This is a genomic window from uncultured Campylobacter sp. (assembly GCF_937997535.1).
Taxonomy (GTDB): domain Bacteria; phylum Campylobacterota; class Campylobacteria; order Campylobacterales; family Campylobacteraceae; genus Campylobacter_B.
Genome location: NZ_CALKTT010000086.1, coordinates 1 through 19701, shown reverse-complemented (window position 1 = coordinate 19701; position 19701 = coordinate 1). Strand labels below are relative to the sequence as shown.

Here is a 19701-nt window from a genome sequence, read left to right as displayed (position 1 = left end):
CTTCTTAGCTATGTTTACGTAGCAGGCGTAATCGAGCAGGTTTTGGCGCAAGATTACGGCTTTTTAAACGCAAATTTAAACGCCGCGGCAAGGCCCGTCAGCGTGAATTATCGCAGCTGGTTCAACGAAGCCAACGAATCGACGTGGTATCTCGTATCTGCCGAGTACGTGGGGATTTTGGGGCTCATCTGCCTGTTTATGGTCGCGGTCGTGATCTCGCGCGAATGGGACCGCGGCACGATCGCCTCGCTTTACAACTCCAATGCAAGCGCGCTTGAGATCGTCACTGCCAAGGTCGGCGCGTATTATTTCCTGGCGCTTTTGGGCGGTGCGATGACGCTCGTTTACGGGCAGGTACTTTTAGGCATTCCGATCCGCGGCAGCGTGGCGATGCTACTGGCGACGCTTTGCGTCTTCGTGCTGGAGATGACCTGCCTAGGCATGCTGATCTCGGCGATCTGCAAAAATCAATTCCTAGCGCAGGAATACGCCATCGTCATCGGCTACCTGCCCGTGACGCTGCTTAGCGGCATGATATTCGATCTGCGCGGACTGCCCGCGGCGGTCAACTTCATCGGGCACCTGCTGCCGCCCACATACGCGGTCGAGTCCTTTCGCATCTGCTTCCTATCGGGCGGACAGAGCGCGACGCTGTGGGTAAACCTCGCCATTCAGGCACTCGGAGCGGTTCTGTTTTTCAGCTTGTGCGTGCTTAGCGTAAAAAGGGGCGCACGATGAAAAATTTATTTTTGCTTTACGCTTGCGCGGAGAAATTTCGTGCCGCAAAAATCGACGCAATTAACGTTTCGCTTTCGCCCAAGGCATCGATGGCGGAATTTCACGCCACCAAAAGAGAGGACGCGATGAAATTTTTAGAATTTTTTTGCAAGCGAGCGGAGCGCGGGCTTGAAATTTTAAAATTTCTTAGCGCGAGGCATTTTGGCTCGCATAAACAGGCGGCAGAGCGTATATCTGAAATTTTAAAATTTAGCGCCGCAGAAAGCTCAAAAAGCCGCTTCGAGCCGCAAAAACAAGCGGCGGAATTTTTAAATTTTACGCCTATGCCGTGCAATCGGTTTGGAATTTTAATTAAAACAAGCTTTGGCGGCGCAATCTTACGACGTAGCTACGAGAGAGGGCGCGCGATGGGATTTTTAAAATTCACGCACGCTCTAGCGCGTCTCGCGAACGCCGTGCAAAATTTCATAACACAGCACAGATTTAGAATTTTAAAATTTGTGCCCGGATGTGTGCATTATGCACACATCGCACAAAATTTTATATCGAAGTGCGGATTTAAAATTTTAAAGTTTATTCACAAGCCGCTGCATGCTCTACGCCATGCTTTAACACGTGCTCTACGCTGCACTTCGCTAAGCGCGGATAAAGCCGAAGCAGGGCGTGCGGCGCGGCTTACTTCGCAACATACGTACGACGCGGTAGAAAAATGGCGTGCGGTTAAGTTTGATCATGTGAGCAGTTTGGATTCCGCGCAGCGCCGCATAGTGCGACTTCGTAGCGTAGCTGCACGGCACGGCTACGAAGTAGGGCGCGCAGAAAAGCTTAGCAAATTTAACCTCATAAGCGCACTTTTAAATTTTAAATCGCGTTTTGCGATGCAGCTTTGCAGCGCGATTACACGGCGTAACTACGAAGCGTGGCGTAGCGAAATTTACGCCGTTTGCTTGCATAAGTACCCCGCTTTGATTCGAGCCGCAAGCGGTAAAATTTCGCGCTATGAAGTAGGGCAAGCGACGAACGCTTCGCTTTCACGGGGAGTGCAAAGAATGAAATTTTGCACCCAAAAGAGGCATGCGATAAAATTTTTAAAATTTCTAGGCGCGAGACGCTTCGGCTTGCAAGCGGCGGTTGGGCGCGGGTTTGAAATTTTAAAATTTAGCGCCGCAGAGCGCTTAAAACGCCGCTTCGAGCCGCAAAAGCAAGAGGCAGAGCTTTTAAATTCTAGCTCCTTGCCGCCGCGTAAATTTAAACTTGCGCTTTTGAAATTTGCGTCCGAGGTGCCGCGTAATAGATCTGAAATTTTAAATTTCATGTTCGCGTCGTATAAGCTCAAGCTCGCGCTGCGGAAATTTACGCCCGAGCCGCGCAAAATTAAACCGACGCCCGCGGTGCGTTTAAATTTCGCTTTAAATTCTGTGCCGCAAGCTCGCGCCGTTAAATTTGAACATGGCGTTAAATTTGAAGGCGCCATTAAATTTAAAAAGGGCACGCGATGAACGCTCTGCGAAAATCCCTGCTTCGAATTCGCGCGCTGATAAAAAAGGAATTTTTGGCGATGTTTCGCGACAAGGGCACGCGCATGGTGCTGATCGTGCCGGTGCTGGTGCAGTCGATCATATTCGGCTACGGCGCGAATTTCACCCCCGAGCAGGTGCGCTACGCGATTTTGGACGATGCCCGCGATGCGACGTCCACCGCGCTGGTGCAGAGCATCGCCGCTACGCCGATGTTTAAGACCGAACTTGGCTGCAAAGACCTAGCCTGCCTGCGCCGCGCCGTAAGCGAGGGCGAAGCGATCATCGGGATCTATTTCGGCGGTGATTTTAAGGACACGCATGAGCTTTTGATCATCGCGGATTCGCGCAATACGACCTTGGCAAACACCGTCATCGGCTTCGTGCAGGCCATAGTGCAGGAGTACAACTCGCAGCATTTTGTCAATTTAATCAGTATAAATCCGCGCTATGTTTTTAACGAAAACACGATCACGCGCTACACGATCATGACGGGGATGATTTTGGGGCTTTCGATGATTCAGGTGCTGATGCTATCGGCGTTTAGCGTCTCCCGCGAGCGCGAGGAGGGGAGCTTTGATATGATGCTGATGACGCCCGCGAACCCGCTTGAGATGCTAATCGGCAAGGCGACGCCGCCCGTGCTGATCGCGATCGCGCAGGGGCTCGCGCTGTTTCTCATCTGCGTGTTTTACTTCGAAATTCCATTCCGCGGGCGCTTTGCTCATCTTTTTGCGATCATCGCGATCTTTAGCGCCTGCAACGTAGGCATCGGCCTCGTGATCTCGACCGTCTGCAAAACCTCGCTACAATCGGTCGTGAGCTCGTTTTTGTTCCTGCTGCCGTGCATTATGATAAGCGGGCTGATAACGCCTGCGGACGCGATGCCGCGGTGGTTTTACTACATCGCGCACCTAGATCCGATGTATTATGCCAACAACTGCATGTGGCGGATCTATCTGGAGGGCGCGGGCCTAGGCGAGCTGTGGCATCTCATCGTGCCGCTGCTGCTGATCGGGCTTGGTACGTTGAGCTTTGCGGCGTCGCTTTTTAGAAATAAGCTGGACTAGGGATTTAGATCGGAATTTCAGCTGGAATTTTGGCTTGGATTTTGCTTCGTCGTGAACTTCTGCTTAAAATTTTAAATTGATCGCGGATTTCGGCTTGGAATTTTGCCATAAATTTTGCGCGTTCGTAGTGGATAAAATTAAATCAAAATTCCGTGTTTCCGCCTGGTGCGTCGTGATAAAATTCCGCGCCTTAAATTTTAAAAATTTTACGAAATTCCGTATTGCGAGTAGAGTTAGAATTTAAATCCGGGGTTGCCCGGGCGTCTTGCGGCGGTCGTATCATCTGCGCTCGCCTTGGAAGCGGGCTTTTTCGCATCGTCCGCATCCGATTTCTTAAAAGCGGCGAGTTTGCTGTAAATGCTCAGTTTTTCGCCGTCCGCGCCTAGCTTGGCGCCGCCAAGCTCGCTAGAATTTTCCGCGCCGCATAACCTTGCGGGGTTGAATTTTATCCACGCTATGATTAGCAAAATCCCCGAAAATGCCGTTACCAGCGACGCTGCGATTAGATACGGCAGCGCGAGGATTACGCCTATTTTAGCTAGCGCGCCCGATACCGCTTCGCAGGGCCATGCCACGGACACCACTATGCCGTAGATTTTAAATAAATCCACGCCGCTAAGTGTGGCTAGGCGGCAGTTTAATACGCCCCAGATTATCACCGCTGCGCACGTCGAAAGGACGTAGAGCAGGGTGTAGAGTAGATCGAGCATCGCGCCCTCTTTTAGCGCTACTACCATGGCGCAGTAGCACAAAATCGCGACGATTGGGATACTTTCTATCAGCCTATAGGTCTTAACGAAGCGCACGCCTAGCGCCTTTTCTAGGCAAACGAAGCAGTCGTAAAATATCGCTAGCGTCGCTAGTAGCGCTAAAACTCTAAAAATCGCGACAGCGTCCTCGTCTATGCTGCTTAAGCCCACCGTGCCGCTTACGCCGATGCCTAGCAGAATCACGGCGCCTAAAACTCCGCGGAATTTCGCCTTGCGAAGCAGATCTTGCTTTGAAATTTCTTTCATTTTTATCCTTTGAATTTTCTAAATTTACGCGCTATTTTGCGGCTTTGCTGCGTGCGGCGACGCTGCGCCCGATGGCGCGCGGCTTTTGGACGTTGCTACGGTTTAGACTTGCAAAAGGCGTGGTCGCCGCAAAACGAAAGCGCTTCGGCTTAGGCGAGCTTTTCTATCTTGCTCCAGGCTAGTAGGTGCACGATGCTAGTTATCACAAGAGCGACAAACGGCAAAAATTCCTTAAATGATGTGATAACTAAAGCCGCATCGGAATCGCCAGTTTGCGGCTTGGAGGTAGCCAAACCGAAGGGCCCTGCGCCACATAGCCAATTTAGCGCGAAAAAGAAGGCGCAGAGCCACACGTAGATCCGAAATATCATCACGCCGCTTACTCGCGCCAAAGAGAAATTTATGCGAAGCCACGCTACGATTATGTAGATTGCGGCTGCGGGCACCGCTAAATTCCATATAGTTTCTTCTATCATCTCTTTCATCGTTACTTCTCTGTAACAACCTGCCGGATAAAATAATAAAAGCGCCACGAAGCATATGCAGAGAATTACGCAGTTGCGGTAAAGCGCCGCCGCTTTTATGCCGCTAAGCGCAGAGATTTTACAGAGCGCTCTTAGCCTATAAATCACCGAGAAACAGATAAGGGCAATAAAAATTCCGCTGACTATCAAGAACATTCCGCCAGAAGCAAGACCTATTACTTTAAAAACCGCGAGCGCCACCGCCAAAAGCAGATCAATGCCGGTGCTGATCATCCCCTCTTTTCTTACCTGAGATACGGTGTCTTGCATACATAAGCCTTTTTGAAATTTATCCCGAAGTGTAAAACGCTAATCAAACCGAAAAGAGCGAAATTTTATCGTGACAAGAGGTTTATGAAATTTAAAATTTAAACCTCCGCGCTTATCCTTTCTATCTTGCTCCAGGCTAGTAGGTGCACGATGCCGGTTATTATGAGAGCGGCAAACGGCAGGAGCAGTTTAAGCATTACGACAGCAATAGCTAAAGCCGAGACCTGCTCGGTCCGCGGCTCAGAAATAGCTATAGCAATAATCGCTGCGTTGCATAGTATATTTAGCACAAAAAGTCCCACGCAAAGCCACACATAAGTCCGAAAGGTACTTACGCCGCTTACGCGCGCCAAAGAGAAATTTATGCGAAACCATGCGACGATTATGTAAATAACGCCTGCGAAAAGCGCTAGTCCAAATATCGCCGCAAATGGATTATCACTCTGCCCGCCGTCTGCGTCAGGCTCTCTCGGATAAAGGTAATTGAGCACGAGCGCTAGCGCAAAAAAGCAGACGCAGATTATTATGCAGTTGCGATAAAGTGTCGCTGCTTTTATGCCGCTAAGCGCTGAAATTTTTCGGAGTGCCTGCAATCTGAAAAATACTGAAACACAAATAAAAGCGATCAAAATTCCGCTAGCGATATAATTTATCATCTCGTCGTCAAGGCGCCATGGCTCGCTGAAAGAGGCATAGCCTACTACGATAAAAACCACGGGTAGTGCCGCTAAAAACAGATCGATGCCGGTGCTGATCATCCCTTCTTTTCTTGCCTGAGATACAATGAATTGCATATATAAACCCTTTTTAAAAATTTGACCCGAAGTATATATAAACAAACATAAAATATAAATTAAACCGAAAAGATCGGAATTCTATCGCGACAAGATATTTGCGAAATTTTAAACTTTTACGCTTATCTTTTCTATCTTGCTCCAGGCTAGTAGATGCACGATGCTAGTTATTGTGAGGGTTATGGGGAATATCAAATGGTATAGTGCATTTAACGGAAAAAGGATGACGCAGAGCCACACATATGTCTCAAAGATCCCCACGCCGCTTACGCGCGCTAGAGCAAAATTTATGCAAAACCACGCTACGGCTATGTAAATTGCGCCTGCAAACGCTATCAAAATGCACAATATCATTGCCAAATGCTTGTGTGAGATCGATAAAGGAATCGATAAAAAGATGCTTGTTATGGCAATGACACAGATGCAGACAATTACGCAGTTGCGGTAAAGCGCTACCGCTTTTATGCCGCTAAGCATTGAAATTTTGCGGAGCGCTCTTAGCCTGAAAAATACCGAAACACAAAAAATAGCAAAAATAATTCCGCCAGTGATATAGGTAGCCGTCTTGTTGGTGCTAAGCCCTAGCATGCCGCCAGTAGCAATATCTAGCGCAACTAAAGTCGCAGGCACTGCCGCTAAAAACAGATCGATGCCGGTGCTGATCATCCCTTCTTTTCTTGCCCGAGATACGATATCTTGCATATAAAGCCTTTTAAAAATTTGCCCCGAAGTATACATAAATCGATGTAAAGCAGGAATTAAACAGCTAAATTTAAAATTTCAAAATTTCGTCGGAACAAGCTTGCAGACTGCGGAATTTCAGGAATTCTACCAGAGCGAGAATAAAATTTCGCCGTGGGATTTAAAACGGAATTTTGATTATGGATTTGCGGGGTAGAATTCCACTGTGAAATTTCAAAATCTCAAGCGCGACATACTTTCATAGCACGCTTTGAAAGTCAGCAAACCGCAGGTAGAATTCCGCTATGAAGATTTCTACTCGGAATTCCGCGGTAAAATTTCACTATGGAATTTAGACTGGAATTCTATGGCAAAACCTCGATATAAAATTTTAATCAGAATTTCAAGACGGCATTTCAAAACAAAATTTCGCGATTTAAATTTCGCTCAAGATAAAATCTCGCGATTTAAAATTCCACGCCGATTGACGAGTTGCTTTGTCGCGCCGCTACCTCACCTGCGCGCTGAAAATTTGCGTGATGCTGGGAATTTGCTCGCCCGCAACGTCAAATTCCGCCGTTTTGATCTGTACGCCGTAGAGCGAGCTAAGCGCGATTTCGGTTAAAATTTCGTTACTTGCGCCGTAGTTGTAGCTAAGATCATTTCGCAAGATTAGTGTGCGATCGGCGACTGCGAGGGCGTGATTAGGCTGATGGGTGGTAAAAACTATGCTCGCATCGCTATTTGAGCGCAGATTCGCGATGAGGCTTAGCACGCGGTCTTGGTTTTTGATATCAAGCGCGCTGGCAGGCTCGTCCAAAAACAGCACGTCGCTGCCGCTAGCTAGGGCTCTAGCAAAGAGCACGAGCTGCCTCTGCCCGCCGCTAAGGGCGTTAAAGCTGCGCTTTTGCAGATGGGCGACGCCTAGCGTATCCAGAGCGTCAAGGCAGATTTGAATATCCTTTTTGCCCGGTTTTGAAAAGAGCGAGATCTCGCGTACCCGCCCCATCAGTACGATGTCAAGCACGCTGTAATCAAACGCGACGTTAAAGCTTTGAGGCAAGAAAGCAAATTTTACCTTGCGCACGATCTCGCCTTCTTTAGGCTGCAAAATCCCCATCATACACGACATTAGCGTGCTTTTGCCTTGCCCGTTTAAGCCCAAAATCGCTAATGTTTGAGAGCTGGCAAGCTCGAAGTTTAAGTTGCGAAAGCAGAATTTTTCCGCCTCGTAGTAAAAGCCAGCATTTTTTACCTCAATTAGATTTTGCATTTTTGGCACTCCTTTTTAGAAGTAGGGCAAAGATCGGGCTTCCGATGAGAGCGGATAGAATTCCTAAAGGAATTTCGGCGCTACTTAGCGAGCGAGATAGATCGTCGATTGCCAGCATAAAGATCGCTCCTGCGATGAAGCAGGCAGGCATTAGCTTCACGTGGTCGCTGCTCGCGATGAGCCTGGTGGCGTGCGGCACTACAAGACCTACCCAGCCGATATTTCCGCTGACGCTAACTTGTACGGCGATCAGAGCAGTGCAAAGCGCTAGGATCGTGCAGCGCAGAAACTTAACATCCACGCCTAGCACGCGCAAATCATCATCATTTAGGCTGAGTAGATTAAACCTCCATCTCAGCGCGATTAAGACTGCAGAAGCGGGCAGGGCGATCGCGCACATCAAAATTACCTTATCGTATCCTGCGCTTACGAAGCTTCCCAGTAGCCAAAAGACGATATTAGGCAACACTTCCTCATCGTCTGCTAGATACTGCACTAAGCTCGTAAGCGCGGCAAATACGCCGTTAATGACTATACCTGCTAAAATGAGTGAGAAAATATCAGCGCGTGCTACGAATTTTGCCAAAAGATAGAGTAAAAATAGCGCCGCAAGTCCGAAGCAAAATGCAAACCCCGCAAGCCATAAGCCGCTCAATCCTAGCAAAATACAAAGCGCGCCGCCGAATGCCGCTGCAGTGCTAACGCCTACGATGTGCGGGCCAACGAGCGGGTTTTTAAATACCGCCTGCAAGCTCAAACCCGCGATAGCAAGCGCTCCACCGCAAAGGCTGGAGAGTAGAATGCGCGGAATTCTAACATCCAGCATCACACTTTTGGCGGCTTCATCGCCGCCTCCGCTAAAGAGAATTTTAAAAATTTCTTCTAACGGTATATGAAACTGCCCACTAGCGAGCGAGATTATCGCCAGCACTACCCAAAAAAGAAGCAGGATCACGTTTAGCATTATTTTTGATATTTGACGCGGTAAAATTTCTCGTAGAATTCCTCTACTTTTTTATCAAAGTTTGCGTCCTTAAAATTTTGCGGATAAAGTTTCATCGCAAGCCATTCCTCACCAAGCGCCATTGCTTCGGCAGTCGGATGACCCCAGGCTTTAACGAATTCGGGCATTAGATAAATTCTATCCTCTTTCACGGCGCTAAGACCTTTTAGCGCAGGGTTTGCTTTAAGCTCGGCAGGTACTTGAGGATAGCGGTTTTGCACTAAGATAATCTGCGGATTCCATGCTAAAATTTGCTCCGGAGAAACCTGCTTGTAGCCCTTTATATCCGCAGCGGCGACGTTTGTCGCACCCGCTCTTGCTAACATTACGCCAGTATATTTGCCGCTACCGTAGGTCGTAAGATCGGGATTTGCCATATAAACTCTAGGTCTTTTATCTACGATAAAATTGCTAAATTTGGCATTTAAATCAGCTTGCGATTTTTTAACGAAATCTATTAGTTCAGCGGCATCCTTTTCGTGATTGCTTAGTTCGCCTAGAATTTTAACCCCCTCGTAAAAGCCCTCATCGTAAGCAGCGAAGCTATCGCGCTCATCTTTAAAGGTAGGATTTAGCTTAGCTTTTTCCTCTTGTGCAGAGCTGAAAAATGAAATACCTATGACTGGGATTTTCAACTCCTCCATTTTAGCGATATATTCTTTAGGGAAGTAGTTGACCACTACGACCGCATCGGGCTTTAGACTAAGCAGAGCTTCGTAATTGACATCTTTGATATCGCCTGGATTAGGTAGGTTTTTAAAACTCGGTGCCAAACGATTATACTCTTTGCCTAGGCGCTGCTCCCAGCTTTTTAGGATGCCTACGACCTTATCTTGGGCGTTGATTTCGTTTAAGACATTGAGTGCTTCGTGGTGTAGCACGACGATACGATTTACTTGATCCGGGATTGTGACCTTGCGACCGAGCTGATCGGTAATCGTGCGATCTGCAAAAGCCAGGCTAGCGCAAAGCGCTGCACCAAGAAGGATTGAGTGAAGTTTAAGCATTTTTTCTCCTTGAAAATTCCGCAAAATATGCGGGATTAGAATAGCTGAATTATAGCCGATCGGCATAAAATCTAGATAAATTTTTATATAAATTATTTCATTTTTTCGTGGGGGATTTCAGATGCTTTCGTAGGGCAGAATTTTGCGATTTTAAGCAGAATCTTGCTGGTAAAAATTTTGCCCTTTTCCTCTAGGCTAATCGGATACTGCCAGGTGCCAAGCGAAACTGATTGGTTTTTTGATTTATTTTGCAGGCGTCGTCCATAAGTTTTTATTCCAAAGCTCCGCGCCTGAAATTCCTTTAATCCTAATCCAAGCGATAAGTTCTAAAATTTCAGATAAAAGGATTACCGCGAGTACCATGTACGCTGTAGTTGCACTACTCATTTCTGGCAGTTTAATAAACGAGTTGATGATTTCTACAAGCACTAAACATATAAAATATAACCACGCGTAAGCATAAAAAATTTTACTCTTAGTGGCTTCTCCTAAGTAGCAATATACTATTGCCGGTGCTATGGTGCCGATAATCTTAAACGCTGTAATCGTTACATACCAAATGGTAACAAATTGCGTATCTTTAATCTCCATAGAGTGATTAAGTCCTATAGCCATAGCCGCTAAAATGCAATAGAATGCCTCCACGAAAGAACCGCCTTGCTCGTGTAAGGTATAATCTAGAGTCTCCAAGCTCACAATATTATTATTCATAGAGTATGGTAAAGGCGAAATAAATACGATAGTCCAAAGCACTCGGGCGATAAAGTTAATTAAATACGCCCTAAAGACCTTACTATCGGAGATATCAGAGATCATTTTGGTCGCGGAGAGCTTAAAGACCATCGAAGTAAAAATCACGGCGACGATTGCGGCTGCGGCGGCAAAAAATCCTCTCATCGTAATATCGTGCAAAAACTCGCAACAAGCCCAAATGATCAGGTAGCAGCAGATCGATAAAACCCTAGAGGTTATGCCGCGGAATTTTATGGCGTCTAAAGTGTTGCGATTCATTTTTTGCCTTTGGATTTTTAAAATTTATGGCGGATTATACTTGCGGGGTTTGAAATTTAGATAAATTTTAGAAACCCCGCGTTACCAAATTTTAAAATTTCGCGCCGAGTGCGATAAATTTACTAAGAGCGATACGAGGGGGAGGGCGTAAGCTAAAATTTGAATGGAATTTTAATCTATTTTGCCTTAAAAGGTTGAATTCCAAAATAGGGGCAGCAAATTATCAATTTACGAGTAAACGTAGGGCAATTTGGTTTTTGCGTTATAAATTATGAAATTTTATTTTATCCTGCGCGGCGTGTCTATATCATAAAGTAATTAATTTTAAATTTAAAAGCTAAATGGAACGATAAGTAAGGCAGAATATAAAACCTAATGATAGAAAATTTACATTTAATCTTTTGGGTTCTTTAGACGATATACGATAATTAGTGTTGAAAAGCGCCAAAATCCCCATAGTTTTAGATATTTTATATTGAAAACTATAATTTTCAAGTAAAAAATCAATACGAAATTAACGTATAATTATATGAATAATTTCATGTATTTTTGACGCATTTGGTGTTTTTATTAGAAGAATTTTTACATAAATCTATATTCAATAATTTATCCGTGACTTCAAATGAAATCGGCAGGATAAACGTATTTTCTGCAAGAACTAAAATAGCTAAATATCTGAATTGGGTGGAAATGAAAATTTCGCTTATGTGTAATAGTTTAAAATTTGAAATATGGGAAGTTTATTGCGCCTAGAAAACGCTCTCTTTTACTCAATAACCAGGCGCATTAGATACATATCTTCGCCGTCGATTACGCTGATTTCGGAGCTTTTGCAGCGCGGGCAAGAAAAGTCGTTCTGCGTCAAATCTCCGCTAAAACCGCAGTTTTTGCATTTTACGACGATCTCTTGGGTATGGATGACGAGATCCGCATTTTCGCAGACGGTGCCTGCGCGAAAGACTTCGTAGCAGTTTTGCAGATAATGCGCTTCCACGCCGCTTAGCCGCCCTATTTTTACATGCAGTTCCCTTATCTGCGGACTTTTTGCGCTAGGTGTATCATAAGATGCCTGTAGACTTGCTTTCAAGTTTTCAGCAAAAACTGCGGTTTTATGGTTCAGGCCCATATCCGCAACGCCAGTGTTTTGGGCATTCTTAGCCCCAATTGTGCCGACATTTGCAGAGTCTGTATTTCTAACGGTATCGGCGATGTCGCAGTGATTTTTATCGCCCTGCTCGGCCGTGCCTTTTTTCTTTGCTATTTCGGCGTTTAGCGCCTTTTCGCATAGCGCCACAAGATCCGCTACGATCGATAGTTCATGCATTTTTACCTCTAAATTTTACGGCCGCGCCGTATTTTATGCGAAATTTCGTTGTAAATTTAAAAAACGTACCCTGAAATTTAAGCTCAAATTTGCCGAATTTGCACGCAAATTTAACAAATCCTCGGCAGTAGCTCGCCCTTTGGAAGTTCCAAAAATCGCTGCGAGCCATAGGAGTTTTGCAAAATCACTCGCCCTTTTGCCGCATACGGAGCTTTAAATTGCCCCGCCCTATTTTCTAATACTGCGCCCGCGTCGCTCGCACCCGTAAATTCGTCCTGCACGCTAAGCTTTGGTGTCAAAGTACCCTCAAATTCGCCTCCACCGTGCCCTACTTCGCGTACCTCGCCGATGATTGCGGCGTTTGCGTCAAATTCGCGCAGTATCTCAAGCGCCCTATCCGCCTCGGCATCATCTTCTACGACCGCTACGAAAGTGCCTTCGTTTGCAAGCTCGTACGGCTCGAAACCCAGCAGCTCACACACGCCAACTACTTCGTCGCTGATTTTGATATCCTCTTCGCGAACCAAAAATTCAAGCCCGCTGGAGCTTGCAAATTCGTTCAAAACCGCGCTAAGCCCGCCGCGCGTCGCATCTCGCATCGCTTGGATCTTCACGCCTTGCAAGATCAGCTTTTCTACCGCAGCACAAAGCGGTTTGCAGTCGCTTTGTAGCTCGCTGCTTAGCGCGATCTCGTCGCGTGCCGCGAGTATCACCGCCCCGTGCCGCCCGATGTCGCCGCTAAGGAGGATTTTTGCGCCCGCTTTGATGTTTTGCACGCGCGCAGGTCGCAAAACACGGCCGATGCCGCTAGTGTTAATGAAAATTTTATCGCATTTGCCGCGCGGCACGACCTTTGTGTCGCCGCAAACGATGCGAACGCCGCAGTTTCGCGCGGTGCTTGCCATCGAGTCTAGGATGCGTCGCAGCTCGCCTAGGCTAAGCCCCTCCTCGATGATGAGCGCGCAGCTTAAAAACAGCGGCTTTGCGCCCACCATCGCAAGGTCGTTGACGGTGCCGCAAACGGCGATCTTGCCGATGTCGCCGCCGTTAAAAAACAGCGGCGTAACCACGAAACTATCGGTGCTGAAAGCTAGCTCGCCGCCGAAACTAGCCGCCGAATTCAAAGCAGAGTTCGCCGCGCGGTCAAAACCCGCCTCTGCGTTCAAATTTAGTATCGCGCTGTCGTTGTTCGCGCGTAAAATTTCATTATCAAACGCCGCGAAGATCGTCTCGTTGATGAGCCTATTCATCTCCTCGCCGCCGCCGCCATGGCTTAAAAGTATAGTTTCGTTCAAATTTCTCCCTTTCGCTCGGTTTTAAATTTATAAGCCCGTATTGCGCAGCCGAACAAGCCGTGCCGCTACGGCGCCGCGCAAAATTTCAAAGCAAATTTAGCGCAACGATTCCGCTTCGGTTAAAATTTTAAAGCATGACTTATTTTAAAATTTACGCTCTGCTAGCCGAATACCGCGCGCAAAATTTAGCCGGCGTTTTTGACGTCGCCGTATTTATAGTACGCCGCGCACGCCCCTTCGCTTGAGACCATGCACGATCCTATCGGGTTTTGAGGCGTGCAGTGCTTGCCGAAAACCTTGCAATCATAGGGGCTTTTTTTGCCGCGTAAAATTTCGCCGCAGATACAGGCCTTGCTCTCGGGAGCGCTCTGTACGCTGCAATCAAACTGCACCCTGGCATCCAGCGCCGCGTACTGCGGGCGCAACTTCATGCCGCTTTTTGGAATTTCGCCGAGCCCTCGCCACGGAAAATCACAAATTTCAAAATATTTATCTATCAAATTTTGCGCTTTTTGATTGCCGCCCTCTTTTACGACGCGCTCGTATTCATTGAAAACCTCGTAGGTGCCGGCGTTTTGCTGCTCGACCAAATTTAGCACGCCCGCCATTATATCAAGCGGCTCAAACCCGCTTACGGCGATCGGTTTTTTGTAGTCGTGCGCGATGCTCTCGTAGACCTTCGCGCCGGTGATCACGCTTACGTGGCTAGGCCCTAAAAACGCGTCTATCTGCACGTCGGAGTCGTCTAAGATCGCTCGCACGGGAGCGGGCACCGTTACGTGGTTGATGTGAAAAAAGAGATTTTTTAGCCCCAAGCTTAGCGCCTTATTGATCAGCACGGCGCTCATCGGCGTCGTAGTCTCAAAACCGATCGCAAAAAATATCACCGTTTTTTCCGGATTTTCCTGCGCGATCTTTATGCAATCAAGCGGGCTATAAAGTGCTCTGATATCGTGCCCCTCGCCGCGCAGCTTCTGTAAGCTGGTGCGAGAGCCAGGAACTCGAAGCATGTCTGCTAGAGTGCAAAAAATACTCTGCGGCATCGCGGCGAGCTTGATCGCCTCGTCGATGCGACTGCGCGGCATCACGCACACCGGACAGCCCGGGCCGTGGATAAATTTTATATTTTTGCCGACAAGGCTCGGAAGGCCGAATTTCATGATTGAGTGCGTGTGTCCGCCGCAAATCTCCATAATATTTAGCGGCTTTTTGCTTTTAGAAATTATCAGCTTGCTAAGCGCTAAAATCAGCTCCTTATCCCTAAAATCCTTGATTAGATCCATTATTTTCTTCCAAAAAAATATTAACATTCCAAATTTTATAAAAATCGTTAATGATTTTTACAGTTCTTTGTTCTATTGTTGCTTTATTCCATTGTGTGATATTAAGCAACTCTTTGTTAATAATTAAATCTGCATATTTTTTAATATAATGCTTGTATTTATTATTTCCGTTTAATTTGTCTGTCCATGCGGCATTTTGCAAAGCAGTATTAAATCTGCCTTTTAAAAGTGTCATATTTCCTATTTTATATATAAATTTATCAGCTTCTTCTTCATTTTTAAAAATATCACTCCAATTTTCCTGCCATTTCTGAGGTGCTAAATGTTCAAGTGTATAAATGTAACATAAACCAGTCTTGTCTTTATAATCTTTTGCTTCACGCTGTCTATAGAGCTCTATCCAAAATAAAACAACTTTTGCATCATTATTTTCTATATTATTGAGCCATTCTTCTATTTGGCTATGTTCAAAGAATTTTACATAATATTTTTTAATTTGCTCCCTAATATATATGTAAGTATTTTTTAAATTATTTTGTAAATTACTAATTATGTCTGCTACGAATTTATTGTAATTTTTGGTTTCAGATACACATAAAACAGTCATTTCAAGCAAATAAAGCGCCTTTTTATACTCATCTTCTTCTAAATTTTGTTTTAAAAATAAAACTAGCGGTAAAAAAGAATTAATACCAAAACAATATCCTAAGTGGAAAAATCTATTTTCATATTCATCAAAATCAAACAAAATATTTTGTGTAATTTGTGGAAGTTTTTGATAAGTTTGAGCATATTTAGCTAGCAATACAAGAAAATCTTCTAATTCCTCTTTGCTCTTATTTTGAATATATGTTTTAAAAACAGAACTTAAATCCGATAGCGAATGCTTATCGGTATCAAAAATGCCTATAATTAAAGCAAAAGCATGAAGAAAAATTTCACTCTGTGAACGCTTGATTCTTCCTGTCGTTATCTGTGAATCCCAAAACTGCAAGCACTTATCGTCATGCTCAAAAATATTACGCCAATATTTATCGTATAAATCCAAGGCATATTCTTCATCTGAGATTTTAATCATCCTATCAAAAAGAGCATTTTTTATTATATCAGTTGCATTTAAAGGCATTCCAGTGGAGTTAATTGAGTCAAATATCTTTTGCTCATCTTCTGTAGACTCCAAATTTACCTTTACAAAAAGCTTTGATTTATCAGTTATAAATTTCAAAAAATCAAACACATCATCTATTTCTTTAATTCTAATCTTAAAATACTCTAAACAGTCCAACAAACCTTCTTTAAGGTTTTTTTCATTTTTTTGACCGCTAGAATAAACTCCTTGTATTATTTGAGTATAAATTTTACGGTCAACTCTGCAATGTTTTATTTTTGGATCATTATCAGTGTAGTCTTCTATAAGCAGAGGATCAAAATGCTTCTTTTGCTCATCTTTTAGCTCATCGTATGCTGCTTTTATAAGGATAGAAAATGTTGTTATTCTTTGTTGCCCGTCTATTATGTTTGCAAAATTTCTATTTCCACTATTTCTTTTTAAAATTACAGAACCCAAAAAATGTTCTTTCCTACTTAATACACTGGCTTTTAAATCATCAAATAATTGCTCCCATTGCTCCTTTTTCCAAACATACTTTCTTTGAAAAAACGGTACTTCTAAAAAATTTTCGTCAGAAACAATCCTTTTAAAACTACTTGCAATAGCTTCCACTTTTATTCCTTATTATTTTGATATAGCTTGCTTGATTTGGCGTCATCATTCAATATATTATCGCTCGTACTCATCTGCTTTGCGATCTGCTCGTAAATTTCGATACTCTCCTTCGCTCGCTGCGTATCGATCTTCTCCATCGCAAAGCCCACGTGGATCAACACGTACTCCCCGACCGCCGCGGGCTCGGGAAGCAGATCCAAGCTCACGCCGCGGCGCACGCCCAAAGTCTCCACGGTCGCGAAATTATTTTCGTCGATCGAGATGATTTTTGAAGGGATTGAAAGACACATTAACGAAATTCCTTCTTGTATTGTAGGAATTTCAGCCATTTCTCCACGCCCTCGCCGCTTTTACTATCGAGAGCGATGACGTCGGCTTTTGGATTGAGTTTGTGTACCTCGCGCACCACCTCCTCCATATCAAAGTCAAAATGCGGTAGCAGCGCGGTTTTGGTGATTACGACGCAGTCTGCGCGACGAAATATCACTGGATATTTTGCGATTTTGTCGCTGCCCTCGGGCACGCTTAGAAGCACCACGTTCAGGTGCGCGCCCACGTCAAATGCCGCCGGACAGACGAGGTTTCCGACGTTTTCTATGAAAACCAGATCCAAGCCTTTCGTATCGATATGATGAAGCCCCTCGTGAACCATAAAGGCATCCAGATGGCAGGTCTCGCCAGTGCTGATTTGATGGGCTTGCGCGCCCGCTTTTATGATGCGATCGGCATCGCGGTTAGTCTCTAGATCGCCCTCGATGACGCCGATTTTAAATTTGCCGCTTTTGATAGTAGCCTCAAGTAGCGTCGTCTTGCCGCTACCGGGGCTACTCATCAAATTTAGACATAAAATTTTATCCTCATCCAGATGGGCTCTGTTGTGAGCGGCCTCCTCGTCGTTGGCGCTTAAAATTTTACTCATCACCTCGATCGTCTTGGCATCGCTGATAGCGGCATTTGCGTGGATGTTATCGTGCGCGTCGTGCTCGTGATCGACCCCCGCCTCATGCATATGGGCGTGGGAGTGGACGGTGCCGTCCGCGTGGGTATGGACATGCTCGTGTGTCATATCTGCGTGCGAATGGGTGCCCGCTTCGTGAGTGTGGCCGATGGAACAGCCGCAATCTTTACACATTTTTTCTCCTTGGATAATAAATTTTGCGCGTAAAATACCACGTTTTTGCTTTAAATGGCGTAAATTTGATAAATTTTATATTAAGATGCGAAATTTTATGAAATTTAACGGGCTTGAAATTTATGCGCTTCGGTTTTATCTAAATTTCATGCGTTGTTTGCGAAGGCTCGACGTAAAATTTTTAAAGCTCGCGAGTAAAGCACTGCTTTAAATTGAATCGCCTACCTGCAAATTGCAGAGCCGCGCTCTCTAAATTTAGACCTCGCAGCTCGCAAGGGTTCAAACAAACTTAAAGATCGCTGTAGATAGGGGAGCGAAATTCAGGGCTTGCGAGCTGATTTTATCCGGCGCTCTAAATCTCGCGCGTGATCGCAGGCGTGCCGAATATCAATGCAGCGACCATTTTAATATAGATTTTACGCTAGCTCGGCTTTGCAAATGCGACACGAAAGCGGCGCCTATAAAATTTAGTCGCGAGCTGCGCCGATCTTGCGCCAGTGCGTAAATTTCAACCCGCGGCAAGAGCGCTTTTGATTAAAATTTATAAAATTTGCGCTTTCGTTTGCCGCGTAAAATTTAAACAAATTTTATTTGCACGCCTTGCGCAGCCGCGCCACCCGAATTCTCCACTCGATCGAGAATCGCGCTGCACAACTCGCAAAAAAAGTCGCGCAGCCTGCGTTTAAATTTAGAAGCGCACGAATAGAAGCGCGCAAATTTAACGCGACGCGCTGTTTTCAAAAACATGCAAAAGCCCTACGCTTCGGTGATAACCGCCTTTACGAGCTTGGAAAATTTCACCCCTTTTAGCGCGCCGATTTTGGCGCCGAGCCGCTCAATCTTTGAAATTTTATCCCGCATCGTGATCTCCTCGAAGCAGTGGCGCTCGTCGATGTGGAAGTGGCTGGTGCTGACGATGGTGACATTTGCGTGATGCTCGATCTCTACGAGCTGCTCGATCAGATCGCTTTGGTGATGATCGTAAGCGATGCAAAGCACGCCCACGCAGTCATCCTCGCCATCTCCGTGAAGTACGCCCTCGACCATCTTTTCGCGTATGAGATCGCGGATAAACTCGCTGCGACTTAGGTATTGCTTGGCGCGCACCATCTCATCGAGATCCTCAAAAAGCTTCGTCGGCAGCGAAATGCTAAATCTTACGGCGCCCTCTTTTTCCTCTTTTTTCATAGCTCCCCTCATTTCGCGTATTTTGAACGTAATTTTACCGAAATTCCGCTCAAATAGTAAGAATTTTGCGCTAATTCGACCTATTTTTTAAAATTTAAAGCTCCAAAGCATCGTGCGTATTTTGAAATTTTGCTCGCGATTTCGCGTTGTATTTTAGTGCTAGCGCGATGAAATTTTATGGCGCTAAGTTGTTTTAAATTCTACCGCATCGCGATTTTACGCCCAAATTTAAGAGGCGGGCGCTAAATAGCGTCTTGGCTTGGGATTTGCGCAGTATCTAGCTACGCGCCGCGGTAGAATTTTGCATCGATTACCATAGTGGTGCGCGTGATGCTATAGCGATAGCGTGGGCGCGCCGTTAAATTTTAAAATTTTAACGTTTCGGCTGCGACATATGAAGACGGCAAGGCGTAAATTTGTTCGCTAATTTTGCGATTTTAGAAAAGCTAGCTGCGTGATTTTATCGCCGTAGCGTTAGAATTTGCGCAAAGCGCAAGCAGGGTGCAGAGTTCATAAATTTAGCGGTGAGATGAGACTAATAAATTTTACAAAGAGCGAGCTTAACGGCTATAATTGCATTTTTTTGTGGACGAGCTTAGCGCGAAATTTCGCTTAGATACGCCGCGAGCTGCCCGTATGCGATGCCGCTGTCGTTGCACGGAATCTCGCGGTTTAGATGAAATTTGATGCCCCGCGCGCGCAGCTTTTCGCACGTAAGATTTAGAAGCGTCGCGTTTTGAAAGACCCCGCCGCTTAGCGCGACCTCGAGACCTAAGCCCTCGGCGAAATCGGTGATGAAATTTGCGATGGCGTTTATAAATTTCGTCGCGGCCAAGCGCGGCTCATCGC

At 45.6% G+C, this 19701-nt stretch carries 18 protein-coding genes and 1 pseudogene; 3 read left to right on the top strand and 16 right to left on the bottom strand.

Annotated elements, in window-relative coordinates:
* From Q0117_RS08175 to Q0117_RS08165, 3 genes are all read left to right on the top strand, one after another.
* On the top strand, positions 1 to 738 hold a 738-nt coding region (locus tag Q0117_RS08175), incomplete at its 5' end, for an ABC transporter permease (protein ID WP_297924460.1).
* Positions 735 to 2237: a hypothetical protein gene (locus tag Q0117_RS08170; RefSeq protein ID WP_297924458.1), complete on the top strand. Its 1503-nt coding sequence runs from the start codon at positions 735 to 737 to the stop codon at positions 2235 to 2237. The genes Q0117_RS08175 and Q0117_RS08170, both read left to right, overlap by 4 nt.
* On the top strand, positions 2234 to 3325 hold the full coding sequence (locus Q0117_RS08165) for an ABC transporter permease (RefSeq protein ID WP_297924456.1): 1092 nt from the start codon (positions 2234 to 2236) through the stop codon (positions 3323 to 3325). The genes Q0117_RS08170 and Q0117_RS08165 overlap by 4 nt, the downstream gene beginning before the upstream one ends.
* A gap of 233 nt (positions 3326 to 3558) precedes the next feature.
* On the opposite strand, the gene Q0117_RS08160 is transcribed toward Q0117_RS08165, so the two are convergent.
* The 16 genes and pseudogenes from Q0117_RS08160 to Q0117_RS08085 all read right to left on the bottom strand — a co-directional run.
* Positions 3559 to 4341, bottom strand: a complete 783-nt coding sequence (locus tag Q0117_RS08160; protein WP_297924454.1) for a hypothetical protein — start codon at positions 4339 to 4341, stop codon at positions 3559 to 3561.
* 149 nt (positions 4342 to 4490) lie between these two features.
* On the bottom strand, positions 4491 to 5135 hold the full coding sequence (locus Q0117_RS08155) for a hypothetical protein (protein ID WP_297924453.1): 645 nt from the start codon (positions 5133 to 5135) through the stop codon (positions 4491 to 4493).
* 98 nt (positions 5136 to 5233) lie between these two features.
* Positions 5234 to 5929, bottom strand: coding sequence for a hypothetical protein (locus tag Q0117_RS08150; protein ID WP_297924451.1), 696 nt, complete (start codon positions 5927 to 5929; stop codon positions 5234 to 5236).
* 108 nt (positions 5930 to 6037) lie between these two features.
* Positions 6038 to 6631 carry a hypothetical protein gene (locus tag Q0117_RS08145; protein WP_297924449.1) on the bottom strand — a complete coding sequence of 198 codons (594 nt, stop codon included), beginning with the start codon at positions 6629 to 6631 and terminating at the stop codon, positions 6038 to 6040.
* 487 nt (positions 6632 to 7118) lie between these two features.
* The gene (locus tag Q0117_RS08140) at positions 7119 to 7883 is read right to left on the bottom strand and encodes an ABC transporter ATP-binding protein (RefSeq protein ID WP_297924447.1); all 765 of its coding nucleotides are present in this window, start codon (positions 7881 to 7883) and stop codon (positions 7119 to 7121) included.
* Complete coding sequence (locus Q0117_RS08135) at positions 7867 to 8847, bottom strand: iron ABC transporter permease (protein ID WP_297924445.1); 981 nt, start codon at positions 8845 to 8847, stop codon at positions 7867 to 7869. Before Q0117_RS08135 ends, Q0117_RS08140 begins: the two co-directional genes overlap by 17 nt.
* Positions 8847 to 9893: an ABC transporter substrate-binding protein gene (locus tag Q0117_RS08130; protein WP_297924443.1), complete on the bottom strand. Its 1047-nt coding sequence runs from the start codon at positions 9891 to 9893 to the stop codon at positions 8847 to 8849. The genes Q0117_RS08135 and Q0117_RS08130 overlap by 1 nt, the downstream gene beginning before the upstream one ends.
* Positions 9894 to 10136: 243 nt before the next feature.
* A complete protein-coding gene (locus Q0117_RS08125; RefSeq protein WP_297924441.1) occupies positions 10137 to 10904 on the bottom strand; it encodes a hypothetical protein in 768 nt (255 codons plus the stop codon).
* Positions 10905 to 11670: 766 nt separating this feature from the next.
* Positions 11671 to 12228, bottom strand: a complete 558-nt coding sequence (locus Q0117_RS08120) for a hydrogenase maturation nickel metallochaperone HypA (RefSeq protein ID WP_297924439.1) — start codon at positions 12226 to 12228, stop codon at positions 11671 to 11673.
* Between the two features lie 110 nt (positions 12229 to 12338).
* Entirely contained in the window at positions 12339 to 13523 is a 1185-nt protein-coding gene (gene hypE / locus Q0117_RS08115) for a hydrogenase expression/formation protein HypE (protein ID WP_297924437.1), read from the bottom strand.
* Between the two features lie 185 nt (positions 13524 to 13708).
* On the bottom strand, positions 13709 to 14806 hold the full coding sequence (gene hypD, locus Q0117_RS08110) for a hydrogenase formation protein HypD (RefSeq protein WP_297924435.1): 1098 nt from the start codon (positions 14804 to 14806) through the stop codon (positions 13709 to 13711).
* Positions 14784 to 16529, bottom strand: coding sequence for a DUF262 domain-containing HNH endonuclease family protein (locus tag Q0117_RS08105; protein WP_297924433.1), 1746 nt, complete (start codon positions 16527 to 16529; stop codon positions 14784 to 14786). The genes hypD and Q0117_RS08105 overlap by 23 nt, the downstream gene beginning before the upstream one ends.
* Before the next feature lie 2 nt (positions 16530 to 16531).
* A complete protein-coding gene (locus Q0117_RS08100) occupies positions 16532 to 16822 on the bottom strand; it encodes a HypC/HybG/HupF family hydrogenase formation chaperone (RefSeq protein WP_297924431.1) in 291 nt (96 codons plus the stop codon).
* Positions 16822 to 17664, bottom strand: coding sequence for a hydrogenase nickel incorporation protein HypB (gene hypB / locus Q0117_RS08095; RefSeq protein WP_297924430.1), 843 nt, complete (start codon positions 17662 to 17664; stop codon positions 16822 to 16824). The genes Q0117_RS08100 and hypB overlap by 1 nt, the downstream gene beginning before the upstream one ends.
* Before the next feature lie 756 nt (positions 17665 to 18420).
* A complete protein-coding gene (gene nikR, locus Q0117_RS08090; RefSeq protein ID WP_297924428.1) occupies positions 18421 to 18852 on the bottom strand; it encodes a nickel-responsive transcriptional regulator NikR in 432 nt (143 codons plus the stop codon).
* Between the two features lie 595 nt (positions 18853 to 19447).
* Positions 19448 to 19701 (bottom strand): annotated as a pseudogene (locus tag Q0117_RS08085) (carbamoyltransferase HypF); the annotation flags it as partial.

Coding starts and splice junctions, on each gene's coding strand:
- Q0117_RS08150 (WP_297924451.1), bottom strand. CDS start 5,929: ATGCAATTCATTGTATCTCAGGCAAGAAAAGAAGGGATGATCAGCACC.
- Q0117_RS08160 (WP_297924454.1), bottom strand. CDS start 4,341: ATGAAAGAAATTTCAAAGCAAGATCTGCTTCGCAAGGCGAAATTCCGC.
- Q0117_RS08140 (WP_297924447.1), bottom strand. CDS start 7,883: ATGCAAAATCTAATTGAGGTAAAAAATGCTGGCTTTTACTACGAGGCG.
- hypD (WP_297924435.1), bottom strand. CDS start 14,806: ATGGATCTAATCAAGGATTTTAGGGATAAGGAGCTGATTTTAGCGCTT.
- Q0117_RS08155 (WP_297924453.1), bottom strand. CDS start 5,135: ATGCAAGACACCGTATCTCAGGTAAGAAAAGAGGGGATGATCAGCACC.
- Q0117_RS08170 (WP_297924458.1), top strand. CDS start 735: ATGAAAAATTTATTTTTGCTTTACGCTTGCGCGGAGAAATTTCGTGCC.
- Q0117_RS08165 (WP_297924456.1), top strand. CDS start 2,234: ATGAACGCTCTGCGAAAATCCCTGCTTCGAATTCGCGCGCTGATAAAA.
- Q0117_RS08130 (WP_297924443.1), bottom strand. CDS start 9,893: ATGCTTAAACTTCACTCAATCCTTCTTGGTGCAGCGCTTTGCGCTAGC.
- Q0117_RS08145 (WP_297924449.1), bottom strand. CDS start 6,631: ATGCAAGATATCGTATCTCGGGCAAGAAAAGAAGGGATGATCAGCACC.
- Q0117_RS08120 (WP_297924439.1), bottom strand. CDS start 12,228: ATGCATGAACTATCGATCGTAGCGGATCTTGTGGCGCTATGCGAAAAG.
- Q0117_RS08125 (WP_297924441.1), bottom strand. CDS start 10,904: ATGAATCGCAACACTTTAGACGCCATAAAATTCCGCGGCATAACCTCT.
- Q0117_RS08135 (WP_297924445.1), bottom strand. CDS start 8,847: ATGCTAAACGTGATCCTGCTTCTTTTTTGGGTAGTGCTGGCGATAATC.
- Q0117_RS08100 (WP_297924431.1), bottom strand. CDS start 16,822: ATGTGTCTTTCAATCCCTTCAAAAATCATCTCGATCGACGAAAATAAT.
- nikR (WP_297924428.1), bottom strand. CDS start 18,852: ATGAAAAAAGAGGAAAAAGAGGGCGCCGTAAGATTTAGCATTTCGCTG.
- hypB (WP_297924430.1), bottom strand. CDS start 17,664: ATGTGTAAAGATTGCGGCTGTTCCATCGGCCACACTCACGAAGCGGGC.